Genomic DNA, 20,950 nt, shown 5'->3' with positions numbered 1-20,950 from the left:
GTGGGTGTGGGTTGTTTTGTGTTTTTTATTCCCCCCGGGGGGGGGGGGGGGGGCGGGGGGGGGGCGGGCCCCCCCCCCCCCCGCGGGGGGGGGGGGGGGGGCGGCCCCCCCCCCCCCCCCCCCCGGGGGGAGGGTTTACAGCGCCAGTCGGCTGGCCGCGGCACCCCCTCACCCGACGCGCTGCGCGCGTCGACCTCTCCCCGCAGGGGAGAGGTGAAGCGAAGGGTGCGGCGCTGGTCGTGCAAGCCCGCCCTCATTGCAGGTACTGCTTCAGCGTGTCCCAGATCTCGTCGACGGTGTCGAGATAGCGCTGGTCGCGGCGGATCTGGTCGGGGGGGAGGTCGTGGGCGATGCCGGGGTCGCGGATCGCCGAGACGCGGCTGGGGCGGCGCGACAGCAGCACGATGCGGTCGGAGAGGTAGACGGCCTCCTCGATCGAGTGGGTGACGAAGATCACGGTCTTCTTCTCGACCTGCAGCAGCGACAGGAGATCCTCCTGCAGCTTGCGGCGCATCTGCTCGTCGACGGCCGAGAACGGCTCGTCCATCATCAGGATGTCGGCGTTCACGGTGAGCGCGCGGGCGAGGCCGGCGCGCTGCCGCATGCCGCCCGAGAGCTGGTTGGGGTACTGGTTCTCGAAACCGGCGAGCCCGACCTCGCGGATGTACCTGGCCGCGATCGCCTCGCGCTCGGATTTCGCCACGCCGCGCAGCTCGAGCCCGAAGGCGACGTTGCGCAGCACCGTCGCCCACGGCAGCAGGGCGAAGTCCTGGAACACCAGGGCGCGCTCCGGTCCCGGTCCCGTGACGACCTTGCCGTTCACCGCCACGGTTCCGGTCGTCGGCCGGAACAGGCCGGCGACGATCTTCAGCAGCGTGGTCTTGCCGCAGCCGCTCGGGCCGAGCAGCGTGGTCAGCTTGCCGCGCGGGAAATCGAGGTCGATGCCGTCGAGCGCCGTCACGCCGTTGGCGTAGCGCATGGTGACGCCCTCGACCCGCACGATCGGCGGCGCGTCGTCGGGCGCGGCGGCGTCGCGCGGGGCCTGGGGCAGGGGCTTGGTCATGGCGTTCATCAGGAGACCGCGTGGTCCGGCCGGAACAGCCGGTTCTCGAGCCGCTGCAGCAGCGACAGGGTCACGGTGGCGAGCGCCAGGATCGAGAGGATCGCGGCGAACATCTTGTCGTAGCGGGCGATCGAGCGGTTGTAGCTGATCAGGTCGCCGATCCCGGTGGGCGAGATCAGCAGCTCGGCCAGCACCACGCCGATGAACCCCGCCGAGATGCCGAGGCGCAGGCCGGCGAAGATCATGCCGCTGGCGTGCGGCAGCATGATCTTGGTCACCTGCTGCAGCCGGGTGCCGAGGAACGAGCGGCACATGTCGAGGAGCGACGCGTTGGTGTTGCGGATGCCGCGATAGGAGTTCAGCACCACGATGGGGGCGGAGAGCAGGATCACCGAGGCGATCTTGGAGGTGGCGCTGACCCCGTAGAAATAGGTGAGCAGCGGGATGATGGCGGCGATCGGCGCGGTCTGCAGCACGACCATCAGGGGCAGGCCGATCCACTCGAAGCCGCGCGACAGGCCCATGGCGATGCCGAGCACGACGCCGAGCACGCCGACGATGCCGACCCCGACGACGAGCGGCGGCAGCGTCACCGCATAGGCGCGGACGAAGTCGCCGGCCGCCACCATCTCGGCCATGGCGGTCATCACCTGCGAGAAGGGCGGGAAGGCGAGGCTGACCGGCCATCGCCCGGCGATCTCCCAGGCGCCGAGCACCAGCACGAAGGAGGCGAGCTGCCAGGGCCAGCTGCGGTCGAGGAGGCCGCCGCCGGCGGCCTCGCCGGCCGCGACCGCGGGGGCCGTCGGCACGTCGGCGACCTCCAGCACGGCGGCTGCCCCGGTCCGAGGCGACGGGTCGATCTCAGTCATCGTTCACGACCGGGGCAGGGGGCGCGTCAGTTCTTGCCGACCTTGGCGAGCGCGGCGTTCAGGGGCGCGAGGTCCCAGAAGTCCTCGACCTTGTAGTCGGAGTTCTGGCCCTTGAAGCGCCCGGCGGCGATCAGGAAGTCGAAGTCCGCCTTGGCGGCCGCGGCGCCGCCGCCGTCGGTCGGGAACAGCCCGCCCGGGACCGCCATCTCGAAATAGGGCGTGATGTCGTCGGCGAGCGGCTTCGGCAGGTCCTTCAGCAGGCCGAGCTCGGTGCGCAGCCGCGCCGGCGCCTTGGGATCGGCGTTGACGGCGCGCAGCGACTTCAGGAGCTCCTCGCTCAGCGTCTGCACCAGCTCCTTGTTCTCGCCGATGAACTTCGTCGTGGCGTAGAAGATCTCGTCGCTCGCCGACTGGGTCTCGACCGGCAGCACGATGAACTTCTTGGGATCCTCCGCGGTCAGCTTGCGGGTGTTCGGGAGGTCCAGCAGGGTCGCCTTCATGGTGCCGCGCCGCATCGCGATGATGCGCACCTCGGAGCCGGGCACGAAGCTGATCTGGCCGAACTTGATGCCGTTCGCCTTCTCCATCTGCAGCGCCATCGCCTCGGTGGCGGAGCCGCGCGCGTGCACGGCCATGTCGGCGCCGTTCAGGTCCTTCCAGGTCTTGTAGAACTCGCTGTTGACGACGGGGAAATAGGCGACCCGCCGCAGCAGGAAGAAGTGCCGCACCGGCGCCTTCAGCGTGTCGATGCCCTTGTAGGCGTCGCCGATGCCGATATCGATCTCGTTGTTGATGACAGCCTGGAAGACGACGTCGTCGGACTTCAGTGCCATGACGTTGAACTTCACCCCGAGCCGCTTCTCGGTGTTCGCCATGGCGATCAGCTCGGGCAGGTTCTGACCCGTGAGCGTGTCGGCCTGGCCGACCCGGATCACCCGCTGGGCGGCGGCGGGCTCGGTCCATGCGACGAGGGAGGTGGCGGCCAGTCCGGCGGCGCACAGGGCCAGGCGTCTGAGGGTGAGCATGCGAATCTCCGTCGAGGCGAGTGCAGCGGCCGTGCACACGGCGGGGCCCGGACCCGGGCTAATTCGGCCGGCATTTCATCAGGAAAGCAAATCAAAACAACTGATTGATTGATCCAGATGAATTATAGATGCCGGCAGGCGCTTTCGGATGCTGCGAAATGCCTATCAGAACGGGTGCTTCTTTGCGAGATCGGGCGGCTCCCGCGCCCCCGGTCCTCCCGTGTGGCGCCACCGTGCCTGCGCCGGCGCGGAGCGGTCCTTCGTTCGGCCGGCATCGTTGTCTGTGGAAAGGCACAACCGGTCGTAGACTCCGGCCACCTTTTCGAGCTAATATACAGATCCTTTTTCAAGTATAAGTATCAGGCGGGGGACGTGTGATGCGCCGATCGCCCCGGCAAGTGCTGCTCGACTCCGAGCAGCACCTACGTAATGCGTTGACTTTCGCCCACCGTGCAGAGGCGACGACCTCGGTGCACGAGCGCGATCACTTCGCCATGATGGCGCGGACCTCCGAGCTGCTCGCCAAGAACGCCGACTGGCTGCAGTCCATCGACGCGTTCCTGGCGGATTGGCGGCCGAAGGCCTGAGCCGGACGCCGCCGCGCGCCTCACCTCCACATCCCGGCTGTCCCGTCCGATCGGCGTCTCGCGACGCCTGCGGACGGCTTTTCGGCGCCCGGCGGGCCGGTTTACCAAAATCGTTAAAATTCCGTTAAGCGGCGGGAACCCGGACGCCGTCTGCGCGTTATGGTCGCATACGAAACGTCGTTGTCAGGGGGACGGCCATGTACGACGACTCCGCGTACCGCGACTCCGCGGCTTCCCAGCATCTGTTCGGTTTCGATCGCGGTGACTGGGCCCTGCTGGTCGGGGGCTGCGTGCTGTCGACCGTCCTGACCTTCCTGATCTGATCCCGCTTCGGTCCCCGCCGCCGCGCGGCGGGACGTGACCGATGACGTCCGCGCACCGGTCGCAGGCGTCGATCGGCGGAGCCCGCCAGCCGGTCCCTTCTTCCGCCGCCGATCCCGACCACCGCCGATTCCGACAGGCCCACGGCGGAAGGCCCCGGCGATCGGCGCCTGCTCCTCAGCGAACCAGGGTCGCCGGATCGGTGCGCTCGACTGCCTCGATGGCGGCGAGGCGCTGCTCCATCACGGCGAAGGCGAGCCGGATCGCCGCGAGCTCGTCGGTCTTCCACACCAGCTGCTGCCACGGCCGGGCGAACTCGATGTCGCCGCCGATGCGGTGGCCGGCGTCCTCGAGCGCCCGGGCCGTCACGTCGGTCTCGGCGTCGAGCGGCACGAACACCTGGTAGCGGGCCCGCTCGTTGTACCAGGCGAGCGTCAGCGGCTCGGACAGGACGCCCATGTTGAGCCAGGCCCGCTCGTACAGCCCCATCCGGAACTCGATGTCGAGGCCCGCCGCCGTGCATACCGGGTGATCCGCGAGCCCGGCCGGCGCCGCCGTTCCGGGCGGCCCGTCATGGACGAAGACCGGAACGTAGCGGTCGCGGTCGAGCCCGTGCGCGAAGGCGATCCAGTCGTCGATCCGGCTGTTCCGGCGCGGCGAGAGCGGGCTGGCGCGCAGCGTGATCACCACGGCGCGGCGGCCGTCGGCGATCCGCGACAGATACTCCTCGGCGGCCCGCCGGCCGGCGGACGACGCGGTGAGCAGCGGCCACACCGTGCCGGCCCGCCGCGCCTCCTCGCGGGCGGCGGCGACCTCGGGCCGGGCCGGGAGGAAGACCCGGTAGCCGTCGGGATAGACCTTGCGGTCGTCCTCGGCGATCAGCGACCAGGCCTGCCGGCGGTCGCCGCAGACCGCGTGGCCGCGCACGCTCGGCAGCAGGGCGAGCATCGGCAGGAGCTCGTGCCGGAGCCGCCACAGCCGCGTCTCCGGATCCTCGACGGCCTCGTGGGCCGGGGTCTCGCGCTTCACGCCGTGATGGGGGCCCGGCACGACGATCACGACGATCCCGGCGAGGCCGCGCTTGCGGCGCTCGATCTCCGCGGCGGCGAGCGTCGCGGCGAAGTCGAACGACACCGGCGCGGCGGCGAGATCCCAGACGAGCTGCAGGCAGTCGTCCGACCAGGCGGCACTCGCCGTCGTGGCGCGGCGGAAGTGGTCGCCGACCGCGGTCGCGGCCGCCCGGACCTTCCGGGTCAGCGCCAGGCGCGGTTCGGCGAGCTCGTTGCGGGCGAGGCGGACCAGGCTAGACGCCCCCTCGGTGCGCAGGCCGTGCAGGAAGCCGCGGAACGTGGAGACGCGAAACAGGCGGGACATGGGGCTCGATCGATCTGGTGACGCAATCCGCAAGCTTTGGACCGGGGCGGGCGGCGCGGCAAGAGCCGTCATGCCCGCAGCGCGGCGACGGCGCGCGGAGCGGCTCGATCACGACGACCGGGGGCCGGACCGGCGCGCTGCGACGGCGCGCCGCACGGCGCGGCACCACGCCGCAGCGAGCCGCGTTTTACCTGCGCCGGGAGCCGGTTGCGGGCATCGGCCCGCGTCCGGTCCGCGGGCCGGCGCCGTGATCGCGGTCAGCTTCCGTTAACACCTGCGGCGCTCAGTGGGCGGGCGCCGGGTCCACGCAACCGGGTGCCTGTCTGAGACCGAAAGCTCGGCACTGCGGTGCCGAGCTTTTCGCGTCCGGGCGCCTCGTCTCGGCGTCACCGCGCCGTGGTGTCGCCGGCCTGCGCGGCCGCGCCTTCGGTCGTCGCGCCGGTGCGGGCGCGCGCCGCCGCATCCGGCCCCTCCGCGGCGCCCGGCACGCCCGATCGGAACGGTGCCGCGCTCCGGCCCTGCTTCACGCCCGACTCGAACAGCGCCTTCATGTAGGCGGCGTCGAACATGCCGCGGCTCGGGTAGTCGAAGTCCTGGTCGACGAAGGCGATGTTGAAGGGCACGCCGCTGCGCCGCGCGGCCGCCGCCGCCAGCACCGCGGTCGACCGGCTGCCGCGCTTGACGCCGACCGAGAGGGAGCGCCCCAGCACGCCGACGAGGCTGCGGTCCGTCACGGCGAAGCTCGACTGCAGCTTGCCGTTGACCACGATGGTGAGGCTCTTCATCGGCAGCGGCTGCGTCGCCCCGGCGAGCAGCATCGAATCTGGGGCCGCGTAGATGGTGGCGGCGAGGCCGCCGTCGACATGCATCTCCTGGATGCGCTTTCCCCCGGCCTCCGCCTCGATCATCATCGGCGGAAACAGGCCCGGGATCGCGCTCGAGGCGACCAGCACGTCGCGGAACAGCTTGGCCGAGGCCTCGGTGCCGGCGGCGGCGATCGCCCCCATGTTCCAGGCGACCGGGCGGGCGATGTCGAGATTGGCGGTGATCACGATCAGCCGGCGGCCGCGCCTGTGCTCGGCCGCGACCGCGTCGATCAGCTCGCGGGTGATTCGCCTGGCGATGAACTCGCGCAGCGGCCAGGTGTCGAGCAGGCTCTCCGGGGTGCGGCGATCCTCGAACACCTCGGCGGCGTTCAGGGCCATGAAGTTGTCGCGCATCTCGGCGTCGCGCGAGGAGCCGAGAAACACGAACGGGGACAGCAGCGCACCGGAGCTCACCCCGGTCACCACGGCATAGTCGGGGCGGCGACCGCTCTCGGACAGTCCGGTCAGCAGGCCGGCGCCGAAGCCCGAATCCTCGCCTCCCGCCGACAGCGCCAGCCAATCGCCGCCGACGCCGCCGAGCACCCGCATGTAGTCGGCCTCCGAGTCGCCCCAGAAGCGGGCGTCGGGGATGCCCGGGATCGCCGCCATCGCCTGGTCGGCCGCCGCGAAGTCGCGGCCGCCGGGGCGGGTGTTGCCGGTCGCCTCGCGCGGCGACGCCTCCGCGGCCGCGGCAGCGGCAGCGGCCGCCGCCGCCTCGGCCGGCTTGCCGTCCTGCTTGCGCTTGGCGGCGCGGGCGCGGCGCGCCTGGGCCTGACGCAGGCAGGCGGCGTAGCGGGCATGCTCGGCGGCATCCGCGAAGGCGCCGGGCTCCTCGAGCGTTTTCGGGCAGACCAGCTTCTGCCGGGGTGCCGCGACGGCGGGTTCGGGCCCGGCCACGAGGGCCGCGACGCCGAGACAGAGCCCGAGGCCGAGGGCGAGACCGAACGGAACCGACAGGGACGCTCGGAAAGTCACGGACCACGATCGCATTGTCCCACCTGCCCCAAATGCTGCGATTGGCATCGCTGCGGCATGCATTGCTGTGGCTTGCGAGCGGCAGCGGAGCGCTGCAGCTTGCGTGGCTTCGGCTGGCGCGGCGGTTCGATCGGCCTCGGGACGGCCGGTCGAGTCGGCACGGTCACGTCCGGATTCTCTATCACGGCGTGCGTGTTTTTTTTGTGATGTCCACGGCTTGCCGCGTCCGTCCCGGATCCCGCCCACCTGCGCGCCAGCCCTCCGTCTCCCGGGAGAGAATGCGTCCGGTGGCGACCGGTTTCAGCGCCGCGTGGCGAAGTAGGCGCCGAGCAGGGACAGGAGACCGGCGACCGTCAGCGAGATCAGGCCGAGCGCGACGCCCGCCCCGGGGGCGAGCCCGGTCGGCGCTCCCGCTTCGTGGCCCACCAGGGCGAGGGCGACCACCAGGACGGCGCCGCCGATCCATCGCACCGCTGCGAGGCTCGACTGCGCGGACGCCATCAGCCGCACGATCCAGGCGATCACCAGGCCGGCCGCGAAGGCGGTGAGCGCGATCGCCCACCAGGCGAAGGCCGAGCGCATCTGTCCGGTGCGCGCACCCATCATGTCGCGCCACGCCGCACCGAGATCGAGTCCGAGCCGCGCATAGGCGAGCTGTGCCGTCACGGCCGCCATCACGCCGCCCGTGACGGCGATGCACAGGATGAGCACACGGGGGAACGGTGCGTTCTCGTCGGTCATGGCTCGGCTGCGTGATGTCCGGCTGGCGTGGTTCGGCGGCCCGGCGGGTGGCGTCCCGAACGACTCGGGCCGGACCGGCATCCTGCGCATTTCCGCCCGCGATTCAACTCGTTCGCGGGCGATGCGCGGAACCCGGGTCATGGTGGTTCGTTGGTGGCGAGATTGCGGCTGTGGCGGCGGTCGCATGGATCGGCCGCGCAGAAATCCCCAAAGGTCCGCCAGGACCGTGTTCAGGAGCTTCAAGCATGGCGATGTTCTCCGACGAAATCCGCACGATGGACGATTTGTTCGTCCATCAGCTCGAGGACGTCTATTACGCCGAGCATCAGATCGAGAAGGCGCTGCCCGAGATGATGGAGAAGGCGACGGACACCGAGCTGAAGCGCGGCCTCAAGGCGCATCTCGCCGAGACCAAGCGGCAGATCAAGCGGCTCGACCAGGTGTTCAAGAAGCTCGACCAGGAGCCGAAGGGCACCGAGTGCCCGGCCATCGACGGCATCATCGAGGAGGCCAACGACGTGGCCGGCGAGATCGAGGACAAGGAGGTCCTCGACGCGGCCCTGATCGCCGCCGCGCAGGCGGTCGAGCACTACGAGATCACCCGTTACGGCACCCTGGTCGCCTGGGCCAAGCAGCTCGGCCGCAAGGACGTCGCGACGCTGCTCACCGAGACCCTCAAGGAAGAGGTCGCGACCGACAAGAAGCTGACCGCGATGGCGAAGAAGTCGGCCAACCCGAAGGCCGCCCGCAAGGCGCCGCCACGCCGCAGCCCGGCCCGCGGCGGGTCCTCGCGCGGCGGCGCGAAGCCCGCCAAGAGCAACGGCCGCCGCGGCCGCGCCGCCGCCTGATCCCCACGGCCGGCGGCAAGCAAAGGGCCCGCGCGAGCGGGCCCTTTTTCTTGGGTGGCATGGTGCGGCGGCGGATCAGCGCTGCGGCCGCAGCAGCCGCTCGAGCCCGGTCGCGCGGTAGAGCTCCCGGCGAACCCGGTCGGCGACCGCGGCGACCACCTCGGCGCCGTCCTGCGAGGGGTCGACATGGACCCGGAACGGGCGCGGCCCGCGGTCTCGCGCATCGAGGCGTAGACGGTGTGGCCCGCGTCGGCCAGCGCCTGCGCCGTCATCAGGCCGAAGCCCGACGCCGCGCCGGTGACGAGGACGGCGGATTCTCGGGTCCCGCCGGCGGACGGAGCCGAAGGGGCGGAGGCGCGCGTGGGGATGGGTGCGCTCATGGCGGCAGGTCCTGCGATGTCGGTGGGAATGGGGTCAGGCGAGGCCGCCATTGGCGCGCACCACCTGGCCGTTGATCCAGGCGCCGTCCGGGCCGGCCAGGAACGACACCGCCGCGGCGATGTCCTCGGGCTGGCCGAGACGCTCCAGCGGGGCCGCCTTGGCGAGACGGTCGACCAGCTCCGCCGGCTTGCCGTCGAGGAACAGGGCCGTGGCGGTCGGGCCCGGCGCCACCGCGTTCACGGTGATGCCGCGGCCGCGCATCTCCTTCGTCAGCACGCTCGTCAGCGCCTCGACGGCCGCCTTGGTGGCGGCATAGACGCCGTAGGTCGGCTGCAGCAGCGTCGTGACGCTGGAGGACAGGGTGACGATGCGGCCGCCCGGACGCAGCCGCCGCGCCGCCTCGCGCAGCGTGTTGAACGCACCCCTCAGGTTGATCGCGACCTGCCGGTCGAACAGCGCGTCGCTGCTCTCCGCGATCGGCGCCAGCGTCATGATCCCGGCATTGACGACGACGACGTCGACGCCGCCGAACGCCGCCTCGGCGGCCTCGAACAGGCGCGCCACCGCCGCCGGGTCGGCGACGTCGGCGCGCGCCGTGACGGCGCGGCCGCCCGCCTGCTCGATCCGGCGGACCAGCGCCTCGGCGGACGCCGCGTCGCCGGCGAAGTTGATCACGACGGAGAAGCCGTCGCGCGCGAGCCGTTCGGCGATGGCGGCGCCGATGCCGCGCGACGCCCCGGTGACGATGGCGACCTTGGTGGCGGATGTGACGGTCATGGCGGTTCTCCTCGGTTTGCCCGCCTGGCGGCGGCTGACGGGGAGATACTTGGCAGTTCGCTTGAACAAGATAATCTACCGTTAGATGGCATCACTATTCGAGATTAGCGAACAATGGACCGTTTCGACGCCATGCGGGTGTTCACCCGGGTGGTCGAGCGCAGGAGCTTCTCCAAGGCGGCCGAGGATCTCGGCCTTCCGCGCTCCTCCGTCACCGAGGCCGTGAAGGCGCTGGAGGCGCGGCTCGGCGTCCGCCTGCTGCAGCGGACCACCCGGCATGTCGGCCCGACCCTCGACGGCGAAGCCTACTACCGCCGCTGCGTCGGCCTGCTCGCCGACCTCGATGAGGCGGAGGGCGCGTTCGCCGGCGCGAGCCCCAAGGGGCTCCTGCATGTCGGCGTGCACGGCGGGATGGCGAGCCGCATTCTGGTGCCGCACCTGCCGGAGTTTCTCGGCGCCTATCCGGACATCGAGGTGCAGCTCAGCGAGAGCGACCGTTACGTCGATCTGCTGCAGGAGGGCATGGACTGCGTGCTGCGGGTCGGCACGCTGACCGACAGCGATCTCGTGGCGCGCCGGCTGACCGCGCTGCCGGAGGCGACCTGCGCGTCCCCCGACTACCTGGCGCGGCACGGCGTGCCGCACGGTCCGGACGATCTCGACGGCCATCGCATGGTCGGCTTCCGCTCGTCGGCGACCGGCGCCGTGCTGCCGCTGGAGTTCATGGTGGCGGGCGAGCGGCGCGAGGTGCGGCTGCCGTCGCTCCTCACCGTCAACGGCGCCGAGACCTATGCGGCGGCGGCGCGCGCCGGCCTCGGCCTGATCCAGGCGCCGCGCTATCGGCTGGAGGCCGACTTTCGCTCCGGCGCCCTGGTGCCGGTGCTGGCCGAGACGCCGCCGTCGCCGACCCCCGTCTCGGTGCTCTATCCCCGCGCCAAGCACCTGTCGCCGCGGCTGCGCGCCTTCATCGACTGGATCGCCGCACGGCTGCGCGCGGAGGGCGGCGGAGAGGCCGGTCGGGACGGAGCGTGACGGCGGGCGCCGTCGATCGGCTCTCCGTCGTTCCGGGTGCGCGCGCCGGTGCGCGCGCCGCGGAATGACGGGGGACGAATCGAAGCGACCGCGGACCGCTCGGGCGAAAGCCACCGTGAACGGCCGCCCAAACGACGATGGCCGGGGCGCGCCCCGGCCATCGCAATATGCGTCGACAGTACGACTTGTGTGACCTAGACGGCCACCGAATGGCGTGAGCGGTTCTGCGGCAGATAGGCGTCGAACGCCGCTGCCACGAGCCGGACGAAGGGCCGGCCCTCCTCGGTGATGCTGATGCGCCGCCCGTCGATCCGCACCATGCCGGCGGCGACCAGGCCGTCGAGATCGTGCATCTCGCGGGCGAAGCTGGTGTCGAGGCTGTCGCCGATCTTGGCGGCCGGCAGGGTGTCGAGATCGACGCCGAGATCGCACATCAGCCGCTCGATGATCTCGGCCCGCAGCACGTCGTCGCTGGACACCGCGACGCCCTTGATGGTGGCGAGCGAGCCGCTCTCGACCGTGCGGGAATAGCCGGCGATGTCGACCGCGTTCTGGATGAAGCCCTGCGGCAGCTTGCCGATGGCGCTCGCCCCGAAGCCGATCAGGCCGTCGGCCTCGTCGGTGGTGTAGCCCTGGAAGTTGCGGCGCAGGCGGCCGCCGCGCTGCAGGGTGGCGAGGTCGTCGTCGGGCCGGGCGAAGTGGTCGAGGCCGATCGGCACGTAGCCGTGGCTGGCGAGCGTCCGCGAGGCGGCGCGCGCCTGCTCGATGCGCTCGCCGGGACCGGCCAGCGCGGCGACGTCGATGAGCTTCTGGTTGCCCTTGAACCACGGCACGTGGGCGTAGCCGAACAGCGCCAGGCGGGCCGGATCGAGCGAGGCGGCGAGGCTCGCGCTGCGCTCGACATCGGCGATGGTCTGGCGCGGCAGGCCGTACATCAGGTCGATGTTGATGCGGTCGATGCCGGCCTTGCGCAGCATGGCGGCGGCGTCGCGCACCGTCTCGAACGGCTGGAGCCGCCCGATCGCCTCCTGGACATGGGGCGAGAAGTCCTGCACGCCGAGGCTCGCCCGGGTGACGCCGATCGCCGCGAGCGCATCGGCGAGCTCCTGGGTGAGCCGGCGCGGATCGAGCTCGACCGCGTGCTCGCGCAGGGTCGAAAGGTCGAAGGCGCCCTCGATCGCCGCGACGATGCGCCCGAGGCGCTCCGCGCCCAGGATCGACGGCGTGCCGCCGCCCCAATGGATGTGCACGACCTGCTTGCTGCCCGCCTTGGACGCGACGAGGCCGATCTCCTGGATCAGCCGGTCCGTGTAGGCGTCGAGCGGTTCGGCCCGGCGCACCGCCTTCGTGTGGCACCCGCAGTAGAGGCAGATGTCCGTGCAGAAGGGCACGTGAAGGTAGAGCGACAGGGTGGAGCCTGCCGGCAGGGCGGCGAGCCAGCCGGCATAGGTCTTGGCGTCGACCGTCGGCGTGAAGTGCGGCGCGGTCGGATACGAGGTGTATCGGGGAACGTTTCGTTCAGCGAGCGCGATGACACTGTTCATGGGCTAAACTGTAAAGGAAGATTGACGACAAGGACCTTGATCAAGGTCAAACGGTGGAGCGATCGCGGTCGGCGAAGGGCCGGAACCCGGCCCTTTCTGTGCCGTTGGTCCGACGAGCCGCGACCCGACGCCGGGCCGGCGAACCGGGGCTCGCGGCCGCCGCACGGCCGCCGCGACAGGCCCGCCACACCCGATCACAGGATCCGACAGATGGGCTTTTTCTCCAAGGACATCCGCACGATGGACGATCTCTTCGTGCACACGCTGCGCGACGTCTACTACGCCGAGAACCGGATCGTGAAGGCGCTTCCCGAGATGATCGAGAAGGCCGGCGACCCGCAGCTCAAGCAGGCCTTCAAGACCCATCTCGGCGAGACCGAGAACCACATCGCCCGCCTCCAGGAGGTGTTCCGGATGCAGGGCATCGAGGTGCGCGGCGTCGACTGCCCGGCGATCGACGGCATCATCGAGGAGAGCGAGGACGTCGCCGGCGAGGTCGACGACCAGAAGGTCCTCGACGCCGCCCTGATCGCCGCGGCGCAGGCGGTCGAGCACTACGAGATCACCCGCTACGGCACCCTGGTCGCCTGGGCCAAGCAGCTCGGCCGCGCCGACTGCGCCAAGGTCCTGGAGAAGACCCTGGAGGAGGAGAAGGCGACCGACGTGAAGCTCACCTCGATGGCCGAGGGCGGCGTCAACGTGAAGGCCCGCGCCGCCGGATGACCGCATCCGGGTGACGGACCGTCCGGATGACGGACCGGGAGCGGGCCGAAGCTCCCGGTCGAAAGCCACCCGGTCCAAAGCCAGAAGATCCGAAGCGACATCGTAACGCCCGCGGGATCCGCGGGCGTTTTCGTCGTCGTGCCGGCAGCGCCGGCGCGACGGCCCTGCGCTATTTCGGCACCGGGGCCGGCTCGCCGCCGGGCGTGCCGGGCGGCGGGATCACCTTGAGGGCGCCGCCGGCCGGCGGCGGCTCGACCATGCCGGGGTCGGTGCCGGCCGGCGGGCACACCACGCCGCGCGAATGCGACAGCTGGCCCGACAGGCTGTCGCCGGCGCCGGTGGTGCCGGCGGACCCGCCGCGTCCACCCCCGGCGGCGCCCTGGTCGCCGAGCGCGGGGGCGCGGCCGGGGTCGACCCCCGGCGGGCAGTCGAGGCGGCTGGCCGGCGGGCTCGGGGTTCCGGCGGCCGGCCGGTCGGGCGTGACCGGTGGCTGCGGGGCCTGGGCGGCGGCCGGTCCGACCGCCAGACCGAGCAGTCCGGCGGCGATCAGGCAGGTGGCATCTCGGCGCAGCATCGGGGCCTCACGAATTCGGATTGTCGTTGTGCCGGGCCGATTTGGCCCGGGCGGCTCAGATCCGGCGCGGGTCGGGCGCCGCATCGTCGGGGCTCAACGCGGGGCGCACCGGCACCGTTCCGCCCGGGCGGCGGGACGGATACGCGCAGGACCTCGTCCGACGAGGGACCCCGGATCGATGCAGACGAGGCGCCCCGACATGGTCTAAGCTCGTCTGCCGATCTCCTTGAACCTCCGCCCGAATCCCCTGTGACCGATCCGATCCCGTCCGGTGCCGCGCCGTCCCTGCTGCGGCAGCCCGCCTTCGTCTGCTTCCTCGGCTCGCGCGTGCTCAGCGTGACGGCCTATCAGATGCAGACGGTGGCGATCGGCTGGCAGATCTACGAGCTCACCGGCAGCGCGCTCGATCTCGGCCTGGTCGGGCTCGTGCAGTTCGTGCCGTTCGTCCTCCTGTCGCTGCTGGTCGGGCATTTCGCCGACGGCTACGACCGCCGCGGCGTGGTCCGCCTGTGCCAGGCCGCGATGGGCCTGCTCGCGCTGGCGCTCGCCGCCGGAACGGCGTCGGGCGAGATCGGCCGCGGCCTGATGTTCGGCCTGCTGCTGCTGATCGCCACCGCCCGCACCTTCGAGATCCCGACCATGCACGCGCTGCTGCCCGGGCTGGTGCCGGCCGCGGTGCTGCCCCGCGCCATCGCGGCCTCGGCGAGCGCCAACCAGGCCGCCACCATCTGCGGCCCGGCGCTGGGCGGGCTGATCTATGCCTTCGGCGCGACCACGGTCTACGCGCTGTGTGCGGCGCTGTTCGCGGTCGCCGCGACGCTCGCCACCCTGATCCCGCCGCATGTGCGCACCGCCCCGCGGCAGAAGCTCAGCCTGCAGTCGCTGATGGCCGGGCTCGTCTATCTGCGCGGCCAGCCGGTGCTGCTCGGCGTCGTCACGCTCGATCTCGTCGTGGTGCTGTTCGGCGGCGTCACGGCGCTGCTGCCGATCTTCGCCCGCGACATCCTTCTCACCGGCCCGTGGGGCCTCGGGCTGCTGCGCGCCGCCCCGGCGGTCGGGGCGCTCGCCGTCACGGCCGTGCTGGCCCGCCGGGCACCGGACGGGCGTCTCGGGCTGAAGCTGTTCGCCGCGACCGCGGTCTTCGGCGCCGCGACGGTGGTGTTCGCGCTCTCGACCTCGCTCGCCCTGTCGCTCGCGGCGCTCGCCGTCTACGGGGCGGCTGACGCGACGAGCGTCGTCATCCGCCAGGGCCTGATCCAGACCCGCACGCCCAACGCGGTGCTGGGCCGGGTGATGGCGGTCAACTCGATGTTCACCGGCACCACCGGGACACTCGGCGACTTCCGGGCCGGCGCCGTGGCGGCGGGCACCGGTCCTGTCGCTTCGGCCCTGGTGGGCGGCGTCGGGGCGATCGTGCTGACGCTCGTCTGGATGCGGCTCGTGCCGCCGCTCGCCCGGATCGAGCGGTTCGCGCCGGACGACGGACCGGACGAGCGCGCGGCGTGACGGGCGCCGCCGCTAGCGGCGCTCCGCCGTCCAGCGGCCGGAGCACCGGCCGGTCGATCCGTAGCCGGCCCAGGTGCCGCCGCCGTAGTCGCGGCCCAGACGGCCGCGGCCGTCGGCCCGCGAACCGCCGGCCGCCACGCTGACCGAGACGGCGCCGCCGCGGCCGACCCGGCCGCGGAAGTCCATGCCCATCTCGCCGGCGTAGCGGACGATGCCGTCGACGATCTGCACGCTGTAGCGATAGGCGCGGTCGCAGGTCCCGCGATCCGTGATGATCACGACGCTCCAGGGCCCGTCATAGGGCGTGCGGGCGACCGCCGGCTGGGAGGAGAGCGCAGCACAGACGATCGCTGCCGCGGCCGACATCGTGGCGAACCGAATCATGAGACCCTCGTGGCTGAACGAGCTTCGAGACGGGGACACCCGGGCGAACGAAATACGCAGACATGGCGCAGGTTACCGGAGCCGACCCGCGCGAACAGACAAGCACCCGAACCAGACGACAAAACGGCGGGCGCCTGGGACGTCCGCCGTTACGAGATCACAATGTGAAACAAAATAGCAGATTCGACCACGCCGCGCGAGCGGTGCGACCCCCGCCAGCCCCGAGCAGGGCATGCCCGGGACCGTCACGCGCGATCGACCACCCACCACGGACGGTACGGAGGATCGTCGTCCGTCGGCTGCGGGAGCTTGTCGAGCTCGCGCGTGTCGAACGGCCTCGCGACCGGCCGGCGGACGTCGCCATAGGCGAGCGGCTCGCGGGTGTCGTCGAAACGGGGATGGTCAAACTTCAGAGTCATGGCACAGCAGCCAATTGGAACGATCGAGCACCGAGACAACGTCGGGACGGCGTTCCGGTTCCATCGGCGCGCCCCCACAACCGAGATTGCATCCCACGGACGACGCGGCCCGCGGATGACCTCCTCGATATGTGAGAGCTGAACGTCCCGCGCAGGGGCCGGGTTCCGGATCCCGGCCGGCGATCGATCAAATCGTAGATGTTTGGCTTAACGATCCGTAAATATTCGCCGATCACGACCCCCGCGAGGGTCCGGCGGAGCTCAGGCGGTATCGTCCTCGAGGCTCCGCGGGGTGACGAAGCGGTCGAGCCGCCCGCCGCGCGGATGCACGTCCTTCCAGGCGTCGACGGCGAAATCGATCACCACGAGGCCGCCGGTGGGCAGCTTCTCGCGCAGCCGCTCCCGGTCCTCGACGTCGCCGGTGGCGATCAGCGTGGTGGCGAGCTGGTGCAGGCCGGGATTATGGCCGACCACCAGGACCGCGTGGGCCTCGTCCCGGACGTCGCGGAGGGTGGCCAGGAGGCGCTCGGTCGATGCATCGTAGACGCGGCGCTCGAAGGTGGCGGCCGGCGGATCGCCGAACTGCTGGGCGACCCGGGCCCAGGTCTCCCGGGTGCGCTGGGCGGTCGAGCACACGACACCGTCCGGCATCAGGTGGTGCCTCGCCATGTAGGCCCCGATCCGGTCCGCCGCGGCGATGCCGCGGACATTGAGCGGGCGGGCGTGGTCGGAGATCCCGGCTCCGGCGGGATCGGCCTTGGTATGACGGAGCAGAATCAGACGACGCATGGGTTGCAAATTCCATGTGGCGGCGCACAAAGTCTAGGCTGCATCCGGTGGCGGGGGAAGCCGGGGGCATCCCATTCCACCCGGCGGCGGTGAACGGACGGCGACATATCGATTCGATGTCCCCGGCGAGGGGATCCGGCGCGAGCCGGCGAGCGAGGCAGGATGGACGATACAGCGGCCGAGGACTACGGGCGGAGCTTTTATGCGGCGACGGCGGTCGCGGCGCCCGAACGGCCGCCGCTGACGATCGATCTGGACGTCGACGTGTGCGTGATCGGGGCGGGACTCGCCGGGCTGACCACGGCCCTGGAGGTCGCGCGGCTCGGCTGGTCGGTCGCCGTGCTGGAGGCGAAGCGGGTCGCCTGGAGTGCCTCGGGCCGAAACTGCGGCTTCGTCCTGCCGGGCTTCGCGGCCGATCCCCGCACCGTCGTCGAGCGGGTGGGGCTCGACCGCGCCCGCCGCCTGTGGACGCTCTCGGAGGCCGGGGTCGCCTATGTGCGCACGCTCGTTCGCGAGCGCGAGCTGCCCGGCGTCCAGCCGGCGCGCGGCTGGCTCGACGTGTCCAAGAGCGACGGTGTCGACGACATGGACGAGACGCTGGCGCTGCTCGCCGGCGAGTTCGGCGCGGCCGTCGAGGGGTGGCCGGCCGAGCAGGTGCGCGAGCTCCTGAAGTCCGACGCGTACTTCCACGCCCTGCATTTTCCCAACGCCTTCCACATCCATCCGCTCAACTACGCGTTCGGCCTCGCCGCCGCCGCCGAGGCGGCGGGGGTCCGGATCTTCGAGGGCACGCCGGCCCGCGAGATCGATCCGGCCGGCGTCCGCAAGCGCATCGCGACGCCCTCCGCCATGGTGCGGGCGGGCCATGTCGTGCTGGCCGGCAACGTCCACATGGGCGAGCTGATGCCGCGGCTCGCCGCGACGGTTCTGCCGATCACCAGCACCACGGCGGTCACGGCGCCGCTCGGCGACCGGCTGCGCGAGGCGATCGCCTATCCGGGCGCGGTGAGCGACTCCCGCTTCGCCAATCACCACTACCGCGTCGTCGACGGCGACCGGCTCCTGTGGTGCGGGGAGGGGACCTGCTTCCCGTCCGACCCGCGCAAGGTGGCCGAGCGGTCGTTCGGGCCGGCGATCGCCGCCGTCTACCCCCAGCTCGGGCCGGTGGAGTTCACCCATGCCTGGAACGGCAGCATGGCCTTCGCGCTCCATCGCATGCCGCAGATCGGCGAGATCTCGCCCGGCCTGTGGGTCGCCGGTGCGTTCGGCGGCCATGGCCTGAACACCACGGCGATCGCCGGCAACCTGATCGCCCGCGCCATCGTGGAGAACGACGACACCTGGCGGCAGTTCGAGCCCTGGGATCTGGTGTGGGCCGGCGGCACCGCCGGCCGGCTGATCCAGGAAGGACGGATGCGGGTGCGCAATCGCCGCGAGACGATCGAGGCGCGGTTCGCGCAGCGGCGCGACCGCAAGCGGCAGGCCGCCGCGCTGCCGCTCTACCGGCACGACGACGATGCGGCCGACCCGCCGCCGCCGGCCGACTGGGCCGAGGTGCGGGCCGTCGCCGCGGCGCCGCAGCCCGGGGCGTCCGCCGGGACCGCTTACGACGAGGACGGGGGGCCGCCGCCGGCGGTCTGGGGCCGGCGCTACGCCGACCCCTCCTTCGGGGCCGTCGACGCGCCGGAGCCGCCCAACGCCCTCGACTGGCGCCGCGCCAAGGCGATCGACAGCCGGAGCGAGGAACCCGCGCCGGAGCCGATGCCGGACCGCCCGCGGCCCGTCGAGGGCCGCCACGGCCGTCCGAGCGGGCGTTGAGCTCAGCCGTCGCCGGCGGTGTCCCGGCCGTCCTCCGCCGCGTCCTCCGGGCCGGGGCGGAACTCCAGGATGTCGCCGGGCTGGCAGTCGAGCACGGTGCAGATGCGCGACAGCGTGTCGAAGCGAACCCCCTTCACCTTGCCGGACTTCAGCAGCGAGACGTTCTGCTCGGTGATGCCGATGCGCTCGGCGAGCTCCTTCGAGCGCATCTTCCGGCGCGCCAGCATGACGTCGAGATTGACCAGGATCGGCATCGGGCGGCTCACACGAAGGCGGCGTTCTCGTCGGCGAGGCGGGTCGCCTCGCGCATCACGGCGGCGATGGCGACCAGCACTCCGCCGACGATCAGGGCGACGTAGTCGTTGATCGAGACGGTGAGCACCAGATAGCGCTGGCCCGGCGGATTGCCGAGCGACAGGGCGAGCGCCAGGGCGGTCGCGGTGAGCGGCCCGAGCGGCCCCTGCAGCAGCACCGAAAGGCCGAACCGCCGCAGCCGCTCCGCCGCGTCGGCCGTGAACACGCGGCCGATGGCGAAATCGCGGAACAGCGCGCGCACGTGCCACAGGCCCCACACCATCACGCCGATCGGCACGGCGTAGATGGCGGCGAGCGCGGCCTGCTCGGCGGGGCCGAGCGGCAGCTTGGCGCCGGTCGCCCCGAGCCGGTTGAGCAGCAGGTTGCGGCTCCAGTCCGGGATGGCGAAGGCGAGCCCCATCAGCACGATGATCAGCACGATGCCGACCGTGGTGACCCACGCCATGCGGCGGGACAGGCGGGCGAGCCGGGCCTGGGACGATGCGACGGCGGCGTCGTCGGCGAGGGGAGACGACCAGGACATCGGAGAGACCTCATTGATCGATTGGCGATGATGAATTATCGTAAAACAATAAGTCATTCTCGTCAATCGAGGTCTGATGATGCGTTTGTCTCGGCGTTTCAACCGCTTGCCCGCTCTGCTCGTCGCGCCCGCCCTGCTGGTCGGCTGCTCCAGCATGCCGGTCACCTCCATGGTGAAGCTCGCCCGCACCGACTTCGCCGCGATCGATCCGGCGGTGCTGCGGGTCGCCGTGAAGCTGCCGGAGGGCGTGCGGCCGCTGCCGCGCAGCGTGACGCTGCGCCTCACCGTCACGGTCGCCGGCGCGGCGCCCGTCGTGCAGGAATACGTGCTCGCCGATCTCGCCGATCCGGGCGAGATCGCCGGCCTGCGCGGCGAGGTGACGAAAGGCATGGCGGTCTGGGCCTATCGGCTCGATCCGGCGGACGTCGCCCGGGTGACGGCGGCGCGCCGCGACATGCTGGCCCGCAAGGAGAGAGGCGAGCGCGGCTCCCTCGCGATCGGGGTCGGCGCCAAGGCGTGCCGGACCGACGCCGCGCCGCAGCGCGTCCTGCTCACCACCTATCTGAAGACCGAGCCGGACGGCGGGTTCTTTCCGCTGCTGCGCGACGTCGATCTGCAGGACGTCCCGGGCGCCGGCGAGCTGCCGCCCTGCGGGTGAGGAGCGCCGGCGCGCGGACTTTACGTCTGCCGCCCGGAGCATGTAGATGCGGCCGTCTGCTCGAGGGCCCGACATGCACATCACCATCGATCCGGCCGTGAGGGCCGCCTGCCCGTCGCTGGCGCTCGGCCTCGTCGAGGCCGACGTCGTCAACGCCACGGGCAGCGCCGCGCTGGGGGCCGCGCTCGACGCCTGCGCCGCGGCGGTGACGCGCGACATGGTGATCGAGGACATCGCCCGGCTGCCGGCCGTGCAGGCGCTGCGCCGCGCCTACCGGGCGCTCGGCAAGGATCCGACCCGCTATCGCGGCTCGCAGGAGGCGCTGATGCGGCGGATCCTGCGCGGGCTCGGGCTGTACCGCATCAACACCGTCGTCGATCTGATGAACCTCGTCTCGATCGAGAGCCGGCAGTCGCTCGGCGTCTACGACCGCGACCGCATCGTCGGCGACGAGGTGCTGATGCGGGTCGCGACCGCCGGCGAGACCTACAAGGGCATCGGCAAGGATCTCCTGAACCTCGAGGGCCTGCCCGTCTATGTCGACGCCGAGGGGCCGTTCGGCAGCCCGACCAGCGACTCCGAGCGCGCCATGGTGACGGTCGAGACGCGGCGGATCCTGCTCGTCGTCACCGCGTTCGGCGGCACCGACGGCCTCGTCGCGACGCTCGACCGGACCGCGGAGCTCCTGCGGCAGCACGCCGGAGCGGAGGGGATCGCGACCGCGGTGGTCGCGTGACCGCGGCGTTCCCGCTTGCAAGTCCGGCCGGTCGGGGCTAAAAGGACAACAATCTAGTCTAATCGCCTAAAGGGTCCTGAAGAGACCCGAGAGGAACACGCC

21 protein-coding genes and 1 pseudogene are annotated in these 20,950 nt (G+C 71.6%); 8 read left to right on the top strand and 14 right to left on the bottom strand.

The window, feature by feature from the left end; translation table 11 throughout:
• Positions 1 to 253: 253 nt before the first annotated feature.
• From J2S22_RS25600 to J2S22_RS25590, 3 genes are read right to left on the bottom strand one after another with little or no spacing between them, the layout of a single operon-like run.
• Positions 254 to 1,063 (bottom strand): ABC transporter ATP-binding protein, encoded by an 810-nt coding sequence (locus J2S22_RS25600; protein WP_370878252.1) that lies wholly within the window; start codon positions 1,061 to 1,063, stop codon positions 254 to 256.
• Between the two features lie 8 nt (positions 1,064 to 1,071).
• Complete coding sequence (locus J2S22_RS25595; RefSeq protein ID WP_272777616.1) at positions 1,072 to 1,932, bottom strand: ABC transporter permease; 861 nt, start codon at positions 1,930 to 1,932, stop codon at positions 1,072 to 1,074.
• A gap of 26 nt (positions 1,933 to 1,958) precedes the next feature.
• A complete protein-coding gene (locus tag J2S22_RS25590; protein WP_272777615.1) occupies positions 1,959 to 2,957 on the bottom strand; it encodes an ABC transporter substrate-binding protein in 999 nt (332 codons plus the stop codon).
• Between the two features lie 784 nt (positions 2,958 to 3,741).
• Between J2S22_RS25590 and J2S22_RS25585 the strand changes: the two genes are divergently transcribed.
• The gene (locus J2S22_RS25585) at positions 3,742 to 3,867 is read left to right on the top strand and encodes a hypothetical protein (protein WP_272777614.1); all 126 of its coding nucleotides are present in this window, start codon (positions 3,742 to 3,744) and stop codon (positions 3,865 to 3,867) included.
• Positions 3,868 to 4,042: 175 nt separating this feature from the next.
• On the opposite strand, the gene J2S22_RS25580 is transcribed toward J2S22_RS25585, so the two are convergent.
• The 3 genes from J2S22_RS25580 to J2S22_RS25570 form a co-directional block, all read right to left on the bottom strand.
• Positions 4,043 to 5,239 (bottom strand): hypothetical protein, encoded by a 1,197-nt coding sequence (locus J2S22_RS25580; RefSeq protein WP_272777613.1) that lies wholly within the window; start codon positions 5,237 to 5,239, stop codon positions 4,043 to 4,045.
• Positions 5,240 to 5,625: 386 nt separating this feature from the next.
• Positions 5,626 to 7,080: a patatin-like phospholipase family protein gene (locus J2S22_RS25575; protein WP_272777612.1), complete on the bottom strand. Its 1,455-nt coding sequence runs from the start codon at positions 7,078 to 7,080 to the stop codon at positions 5,626 to 5,628.
• 300 nt (positions 7,081 to 7,380) lie between these two features.
• The gene (locus J2S22_RS25570) at positions 7,381 to 7,821 is read right to left on the bottom strand and encodes a hypothetical protein (RefSeq protein WP_272777611.1); all 441 of its coding nucleotides are present in this window, start codon (positions 7,819 to 7,821) and stop codon (positions 7,381 to 7,383) included.
• A gap of 245 nt (positions 7,822 to 8,066) precedes the next feature.
• On the opposite strand from J2S22_RS25570, the pseudogene J2S22_RS25565 reads away from it, so the two are divergent.
• Positions 8,067 to 8,567, top strand: a pseudogene (locus tag J2S22_RS25565) (YciE/YciF ferroxidase family protein); the annotation flags it as partial.
• 516 nt (positions 8,568 to 9,083) lie between these two features.
• Here J2S22_RS25565 and J2S22_RS25555 read toward each other — a convergent pair.
• Positions 9,084 to 9,827: an SDR family oxidoreductase gene (locus J2S22_RS25555; protein WP_272777610.1), complete on the bottom strand. Its 744-nt coding sequence runs from the start codon at positions 9,825 to 9,827 to the stop codon at positions 9,084 to 9,086.
• A 114-nt stretch (positions 9,828 to 9,941) separates the two neighbouring features.
• On the opposite strand from J2S22_RS25555, the gene J2S22_RS25550 reads away from it, so the two are divergent.
• A complete protein-coding gene (locus tag J2S22_RS25550) occupies positions 9,942 to 10,859 on the top strand; it encodes a LysR family transcriptional regulator (protein WP_272777609.1) in 918 nt (305 codons plus the stop codon).
• 194 nt (positions 10,860 to 11,053) lie between these two features.
• Here J2S22_RS25550 and hemN read toward each other — a convergent pair whose 3' ends face one another.
• Positions 11,054 to 12,403 (bottom strand): oxygen-independent coproporphyrinogen III oxidase, encoded by a 1,350-nt coding sequence (gene hemN / locus J2S22_RS25545; RefSeq protein ID WP_272777608.1) that lies wholly within the window; start codon positions 12,401 to 12,403, stop codon positions 11,054 to 11,056.
• Between the two features lie 210 nt (positions 12,404 to 12,613).
• On the opposite strand from hemN, the gene J2S22_RS25540 reads away from it, so the two are divergent.
• Positions 12,614 to 13,126, top strand: a complete 513-nt coding sequence (locus J2S22_RS25540) for a YciE/YciF ferroxidase family protein (protein ID WP_272777607.1) — start codon at positions 12,614 to 12,616, stop codon at positions 13,124 to 13,126.
• A 169-nt stretch (positions 13,127 to 13,295) separates the two neighbouring features.
• Here the strand turns inward: J2S22_RS25540 and J2S22_RS25535 are convergent, their stop codons facing one another.
• Positions 13,296 to 13,700 carry a hypothetical protein gene (locus J2S22_RS25535; protein ID WP_272777606.1) on the bottom strand — a complete coding sequence of 135 codons (405 nt, stop codon included), beginning with the start codon at positions 13,698 to 13,700 and terminating at the stop codon, positions 13,296 to 13,298.
• A 249-nt stretch (positions 13,701 to 13,949) separates the two neighbouring features.
• Here J2S22_RS25535 and J2S22_RS25530 point away from each other — a divergent pair, with 249 nt between their 5' ends.
• Positions 13,950 to 15,206 carry an MFS transporter gene (locus J2S22_RS25530; protein WP_272777605.1) on the top strand — a complete coding sequence of 419 codons (1,257 nt, stop codon included), beginning with the start codon at positions 13,950 to 13,952 and terminating at the stop codon, positions 15,204 to 15,206.
• Between the two features lie 12 nt (positions 15,207 to 15,218).
• Here the strand turns inward: J2S22_RS25530 and J2S22_RS25525 are convergent, their stop codons facing one another.
• From J2S22_RS25525 to J2S22_RS25515, 3 genes are all read right to left on the bottom strand, one after another.
• Positions 15,219 to 15,590 (bottom strand): hypothetical protein, encoded by a 372-nt coding sequence (locus J2S22_RS25525; RefSeq protein ID WP_272777604.1) that lies wholly within the window; start codon positions 15,588 to 15,590, stop codon positions 15,219 to 15,221.
• A 245-nt stretch (positions 15,591 to 15,835) separates the two neighbouring features.
• On the bottom strand, positions 15,836 to 16,009 hold the full coding sequence (locus tag J2S22_RS25520) for a hypothetical protein (RefSeq protein ID WP_272777603.1): 174 nt from the start codon (positions 16,007 to 16,009) through the stop codon (positions 15,836 to 15,838).
• A gap of 261 nt (positions 16,010 to 16,270) precedes the next feature.
• The gene (locus J2S22_RS25515; RefSeq protein WP_272777602.1) at positions 16,271 to 16,798 is read right to left on the bottom strand and encodes a SixA phosphatase family protein; all 528 of its coding nucleotides are present in this window, start codon (positions 16,796 to 16,798) and stop codon (positions 16,271 to 16,273) included.
• 162 nt (positions 16,799 to 16,960) lie between these two features.
• Between J2S22_RS25515 and J2S22_RS25510 the strand changes: the two genes are divergently transcribed.
• Entirely contained in the window at positions 16,961 to 18,616 is a 1,656-nt protein-coding gene (locus tag J2S22_RS25510) for an NAD(P)/FAD-dependent oxidoreductase (RefSeq protein WP_272777601.1), read from the top strand.
• Between the two features lie 2 nt (positions 18,617 to 18,618).
• Here J2S22_RS25510 and J2S22_RS25505 read toward each other — a convergent pair whose 3' ends face one another.
• Complete coding sequence (locus J2S22_RS25505) at positions 18,619 to 18,870, bottom strand: helix-turn-helix domain-containing protein (RefSeq protein WP_272777600.1); 252 nt, start codon at positions 18,868 to 18,870, stop codon at positions 18,619 to 18,621.
• Positions 18,871 to 18,878: 8 nt separating this feature from the next.
• Positions 18,879 to 19,454, bottom strand: coding sequence for a DUF2975 domain-containing protein (locus J2S22_RS25500; protein ID WP_272777599.1), 576 nt, complete (start codon positions 19,452 to 19,454; stop codon positions 18,879 to 18,881).
• A gap of 106 nt (positions 19,455 to 19,560) precedes the next feature.
• On the opposite strand from J2S22_RS25500, the gene J2S22_RS25495 reads away from it, so the two are divergent.
• Complete coding sequence (locus J2S22_RS25495) at positions 19,561 to 20,112, top strand: hypothetical protein (protein ID WP_272777598.1); 552 nt, start codon at positions 19,561 to 19,563, stop codon at positions 20,110 to 20,112.
• Positions 20,113 to 20,185: 73 nt separating this feature from the next.
• Complete coding sequence (locus J2S22_RS25490; RefSeq protein ID WP_272777597.1) at positions 20,186 to 20,848, top strand: B3/B4 domain-containing protein; 663 nt, start codon at positions 20,186 to 20,188, stop codon at positions 20,846 to 20,848.
• Positions 20,849 to 20,950: the final 102 nt, after the last annotated feature.

This window comes from Rhodoplanes tepidamans (assembly GCF_030813915.1).
Lineage (GTDB): Bacteria > Pseudomonadota > Alphaproteobacteria > Rhizobiales > Xanthobacteraceae > Rhodoplanes > Rhodoplanes tepidamans.
The sequence above is the reverse complement of the archived record's forward strand: the minus strand, read 5'-3'. Positions and strand labels throughout refer to the sequence as shown.

Bases quoted from the DNA above. Each gene is read 5' to 3' on its own strand.
- J2S22_RS25540 (WP_272777607.1), top strand. From the start codon at position 12,614: ATGGGCTTTTTCTCCAAGGACATCCGCACGATGGACGATCTCTTCGTG.
- J2S22_RS25505 (WP_272777600.1), bottom strand. From the start codon at position 18,870: ATGCCGATCCTGGTCAATCTCGACGTCATGCTGGCGCGCCGGAAGATG.
- J2S22_RS25555 (WP_272777610.1), bottom strand. From the start codon at position 9,827: ATGACCGTCACATCCGCCACCAAGGTCGCCATCGTCACCGGGGCGTCG.
- J2S22_RS25550 (WP_272777609.1), top strand. From the start codon at position 9,942: ATGGACCGTTTCGACGCCATGCGGGTGTTCACCCGGGTGGTCGAGCGC.
- J2S22_RS25585 (WP_272777614.1), top strand. From the start codon at position 3,742: ATGTACGACGACTCCGCGTACCGCGACTCCGCGGCTTCCCAGCATCTG.
- J2S22_RS25515 (WP_272777602.1), bottom strand. From the start codon at position 16,798: ATGCGTCGTCTGATTCTGCTCCGTCATACCAAGGCCGATCCCGCCGGA.
- J2S22_RS25490 (WP_272777597.1), top strand. From the start codon at position 20,186: ATGCACATCACCATCGATCCGGCCGTGAGGGCCGCCTGCCCGTCGCTG.
- J2S22_RS25595 (WP_272777616.1), bottom strand. From the start codon at position 1,932: ATGACTGAGATCGACCCGTCGCCTCGGACCGGGGCAGCCGCCGTGCTG.
- J2S22_RS25590 (WP_272777615.1), bottom strand. From the start codon at position 2,957: ATGCTCACCCTCAGACGCCTGGCCCTGTGCGCCGCCGGACTGGCCGCC.
- J2S22_RS25580 (WP_272777613.1), bottom strand. From the start codon at position 5,239: ATGTCCCGCCTGTTTCGCGTCTCCACGTTCCGCGGCTTCCTGCACGGC.
- J2S22_RS25535 (WP_272777606.1), bottom strand. From the start codon at position 13,700: ATGCTGCGCCGAGATGCCACCTGCCTGATCGCCGCCGGACTGCTCGGT.
- J2S22_RS25600 (WP_370878252.1), bottom strand. From the start codon at position 1,063: ATGACCAAGCCCCTGCCCCAGGCCCCGCGCGACGCCGCCGCGCCCGAC.
- hemN (WP_272777608.1), bottom strand. From the start codon at position 12,403: ATGAACAGTGTCATCGCGCTCGCTGAACGAAACGTTCCCCGATACACC.
- J2S22_RS25500 (WP_272777599.1), bottom strand. From the start codon at position 19,454: ATGTCCTGGTCGTCTCCCCTCGCCGACGACGCCGCCGTCGCATCGTCC.
- J2S22_RS25510 (WP_272777601.1), top strand. From the start codon at position 16,961: ATGGACGATACAGCGGCCGAGGACTACGGGCGGAGCTTTTATGCGGCG.
- J2S22_RS25520 (WP_272777603.1), bottom strand. From the start codon at position 16,009: ATGACTCTGAAGTTTGACCATCCCCGTTTCGACGACACCCGCGAGCCG.
- J2S22_RS25570 (WP_272777611.1), bottom strand. From the start codon at position 7,821: ATGACCGACGAGAACGCACCGTTCCCCCGTGTGCTCATCCTGTGCATC.
- J2S22_RS25525 (WP_272777604.1), bottom strand. From the start codon at position 15,590: ATGATTCGGTTCGCCACGATGTCGGCCGCGGCAGCGATCGTCTGTGCT.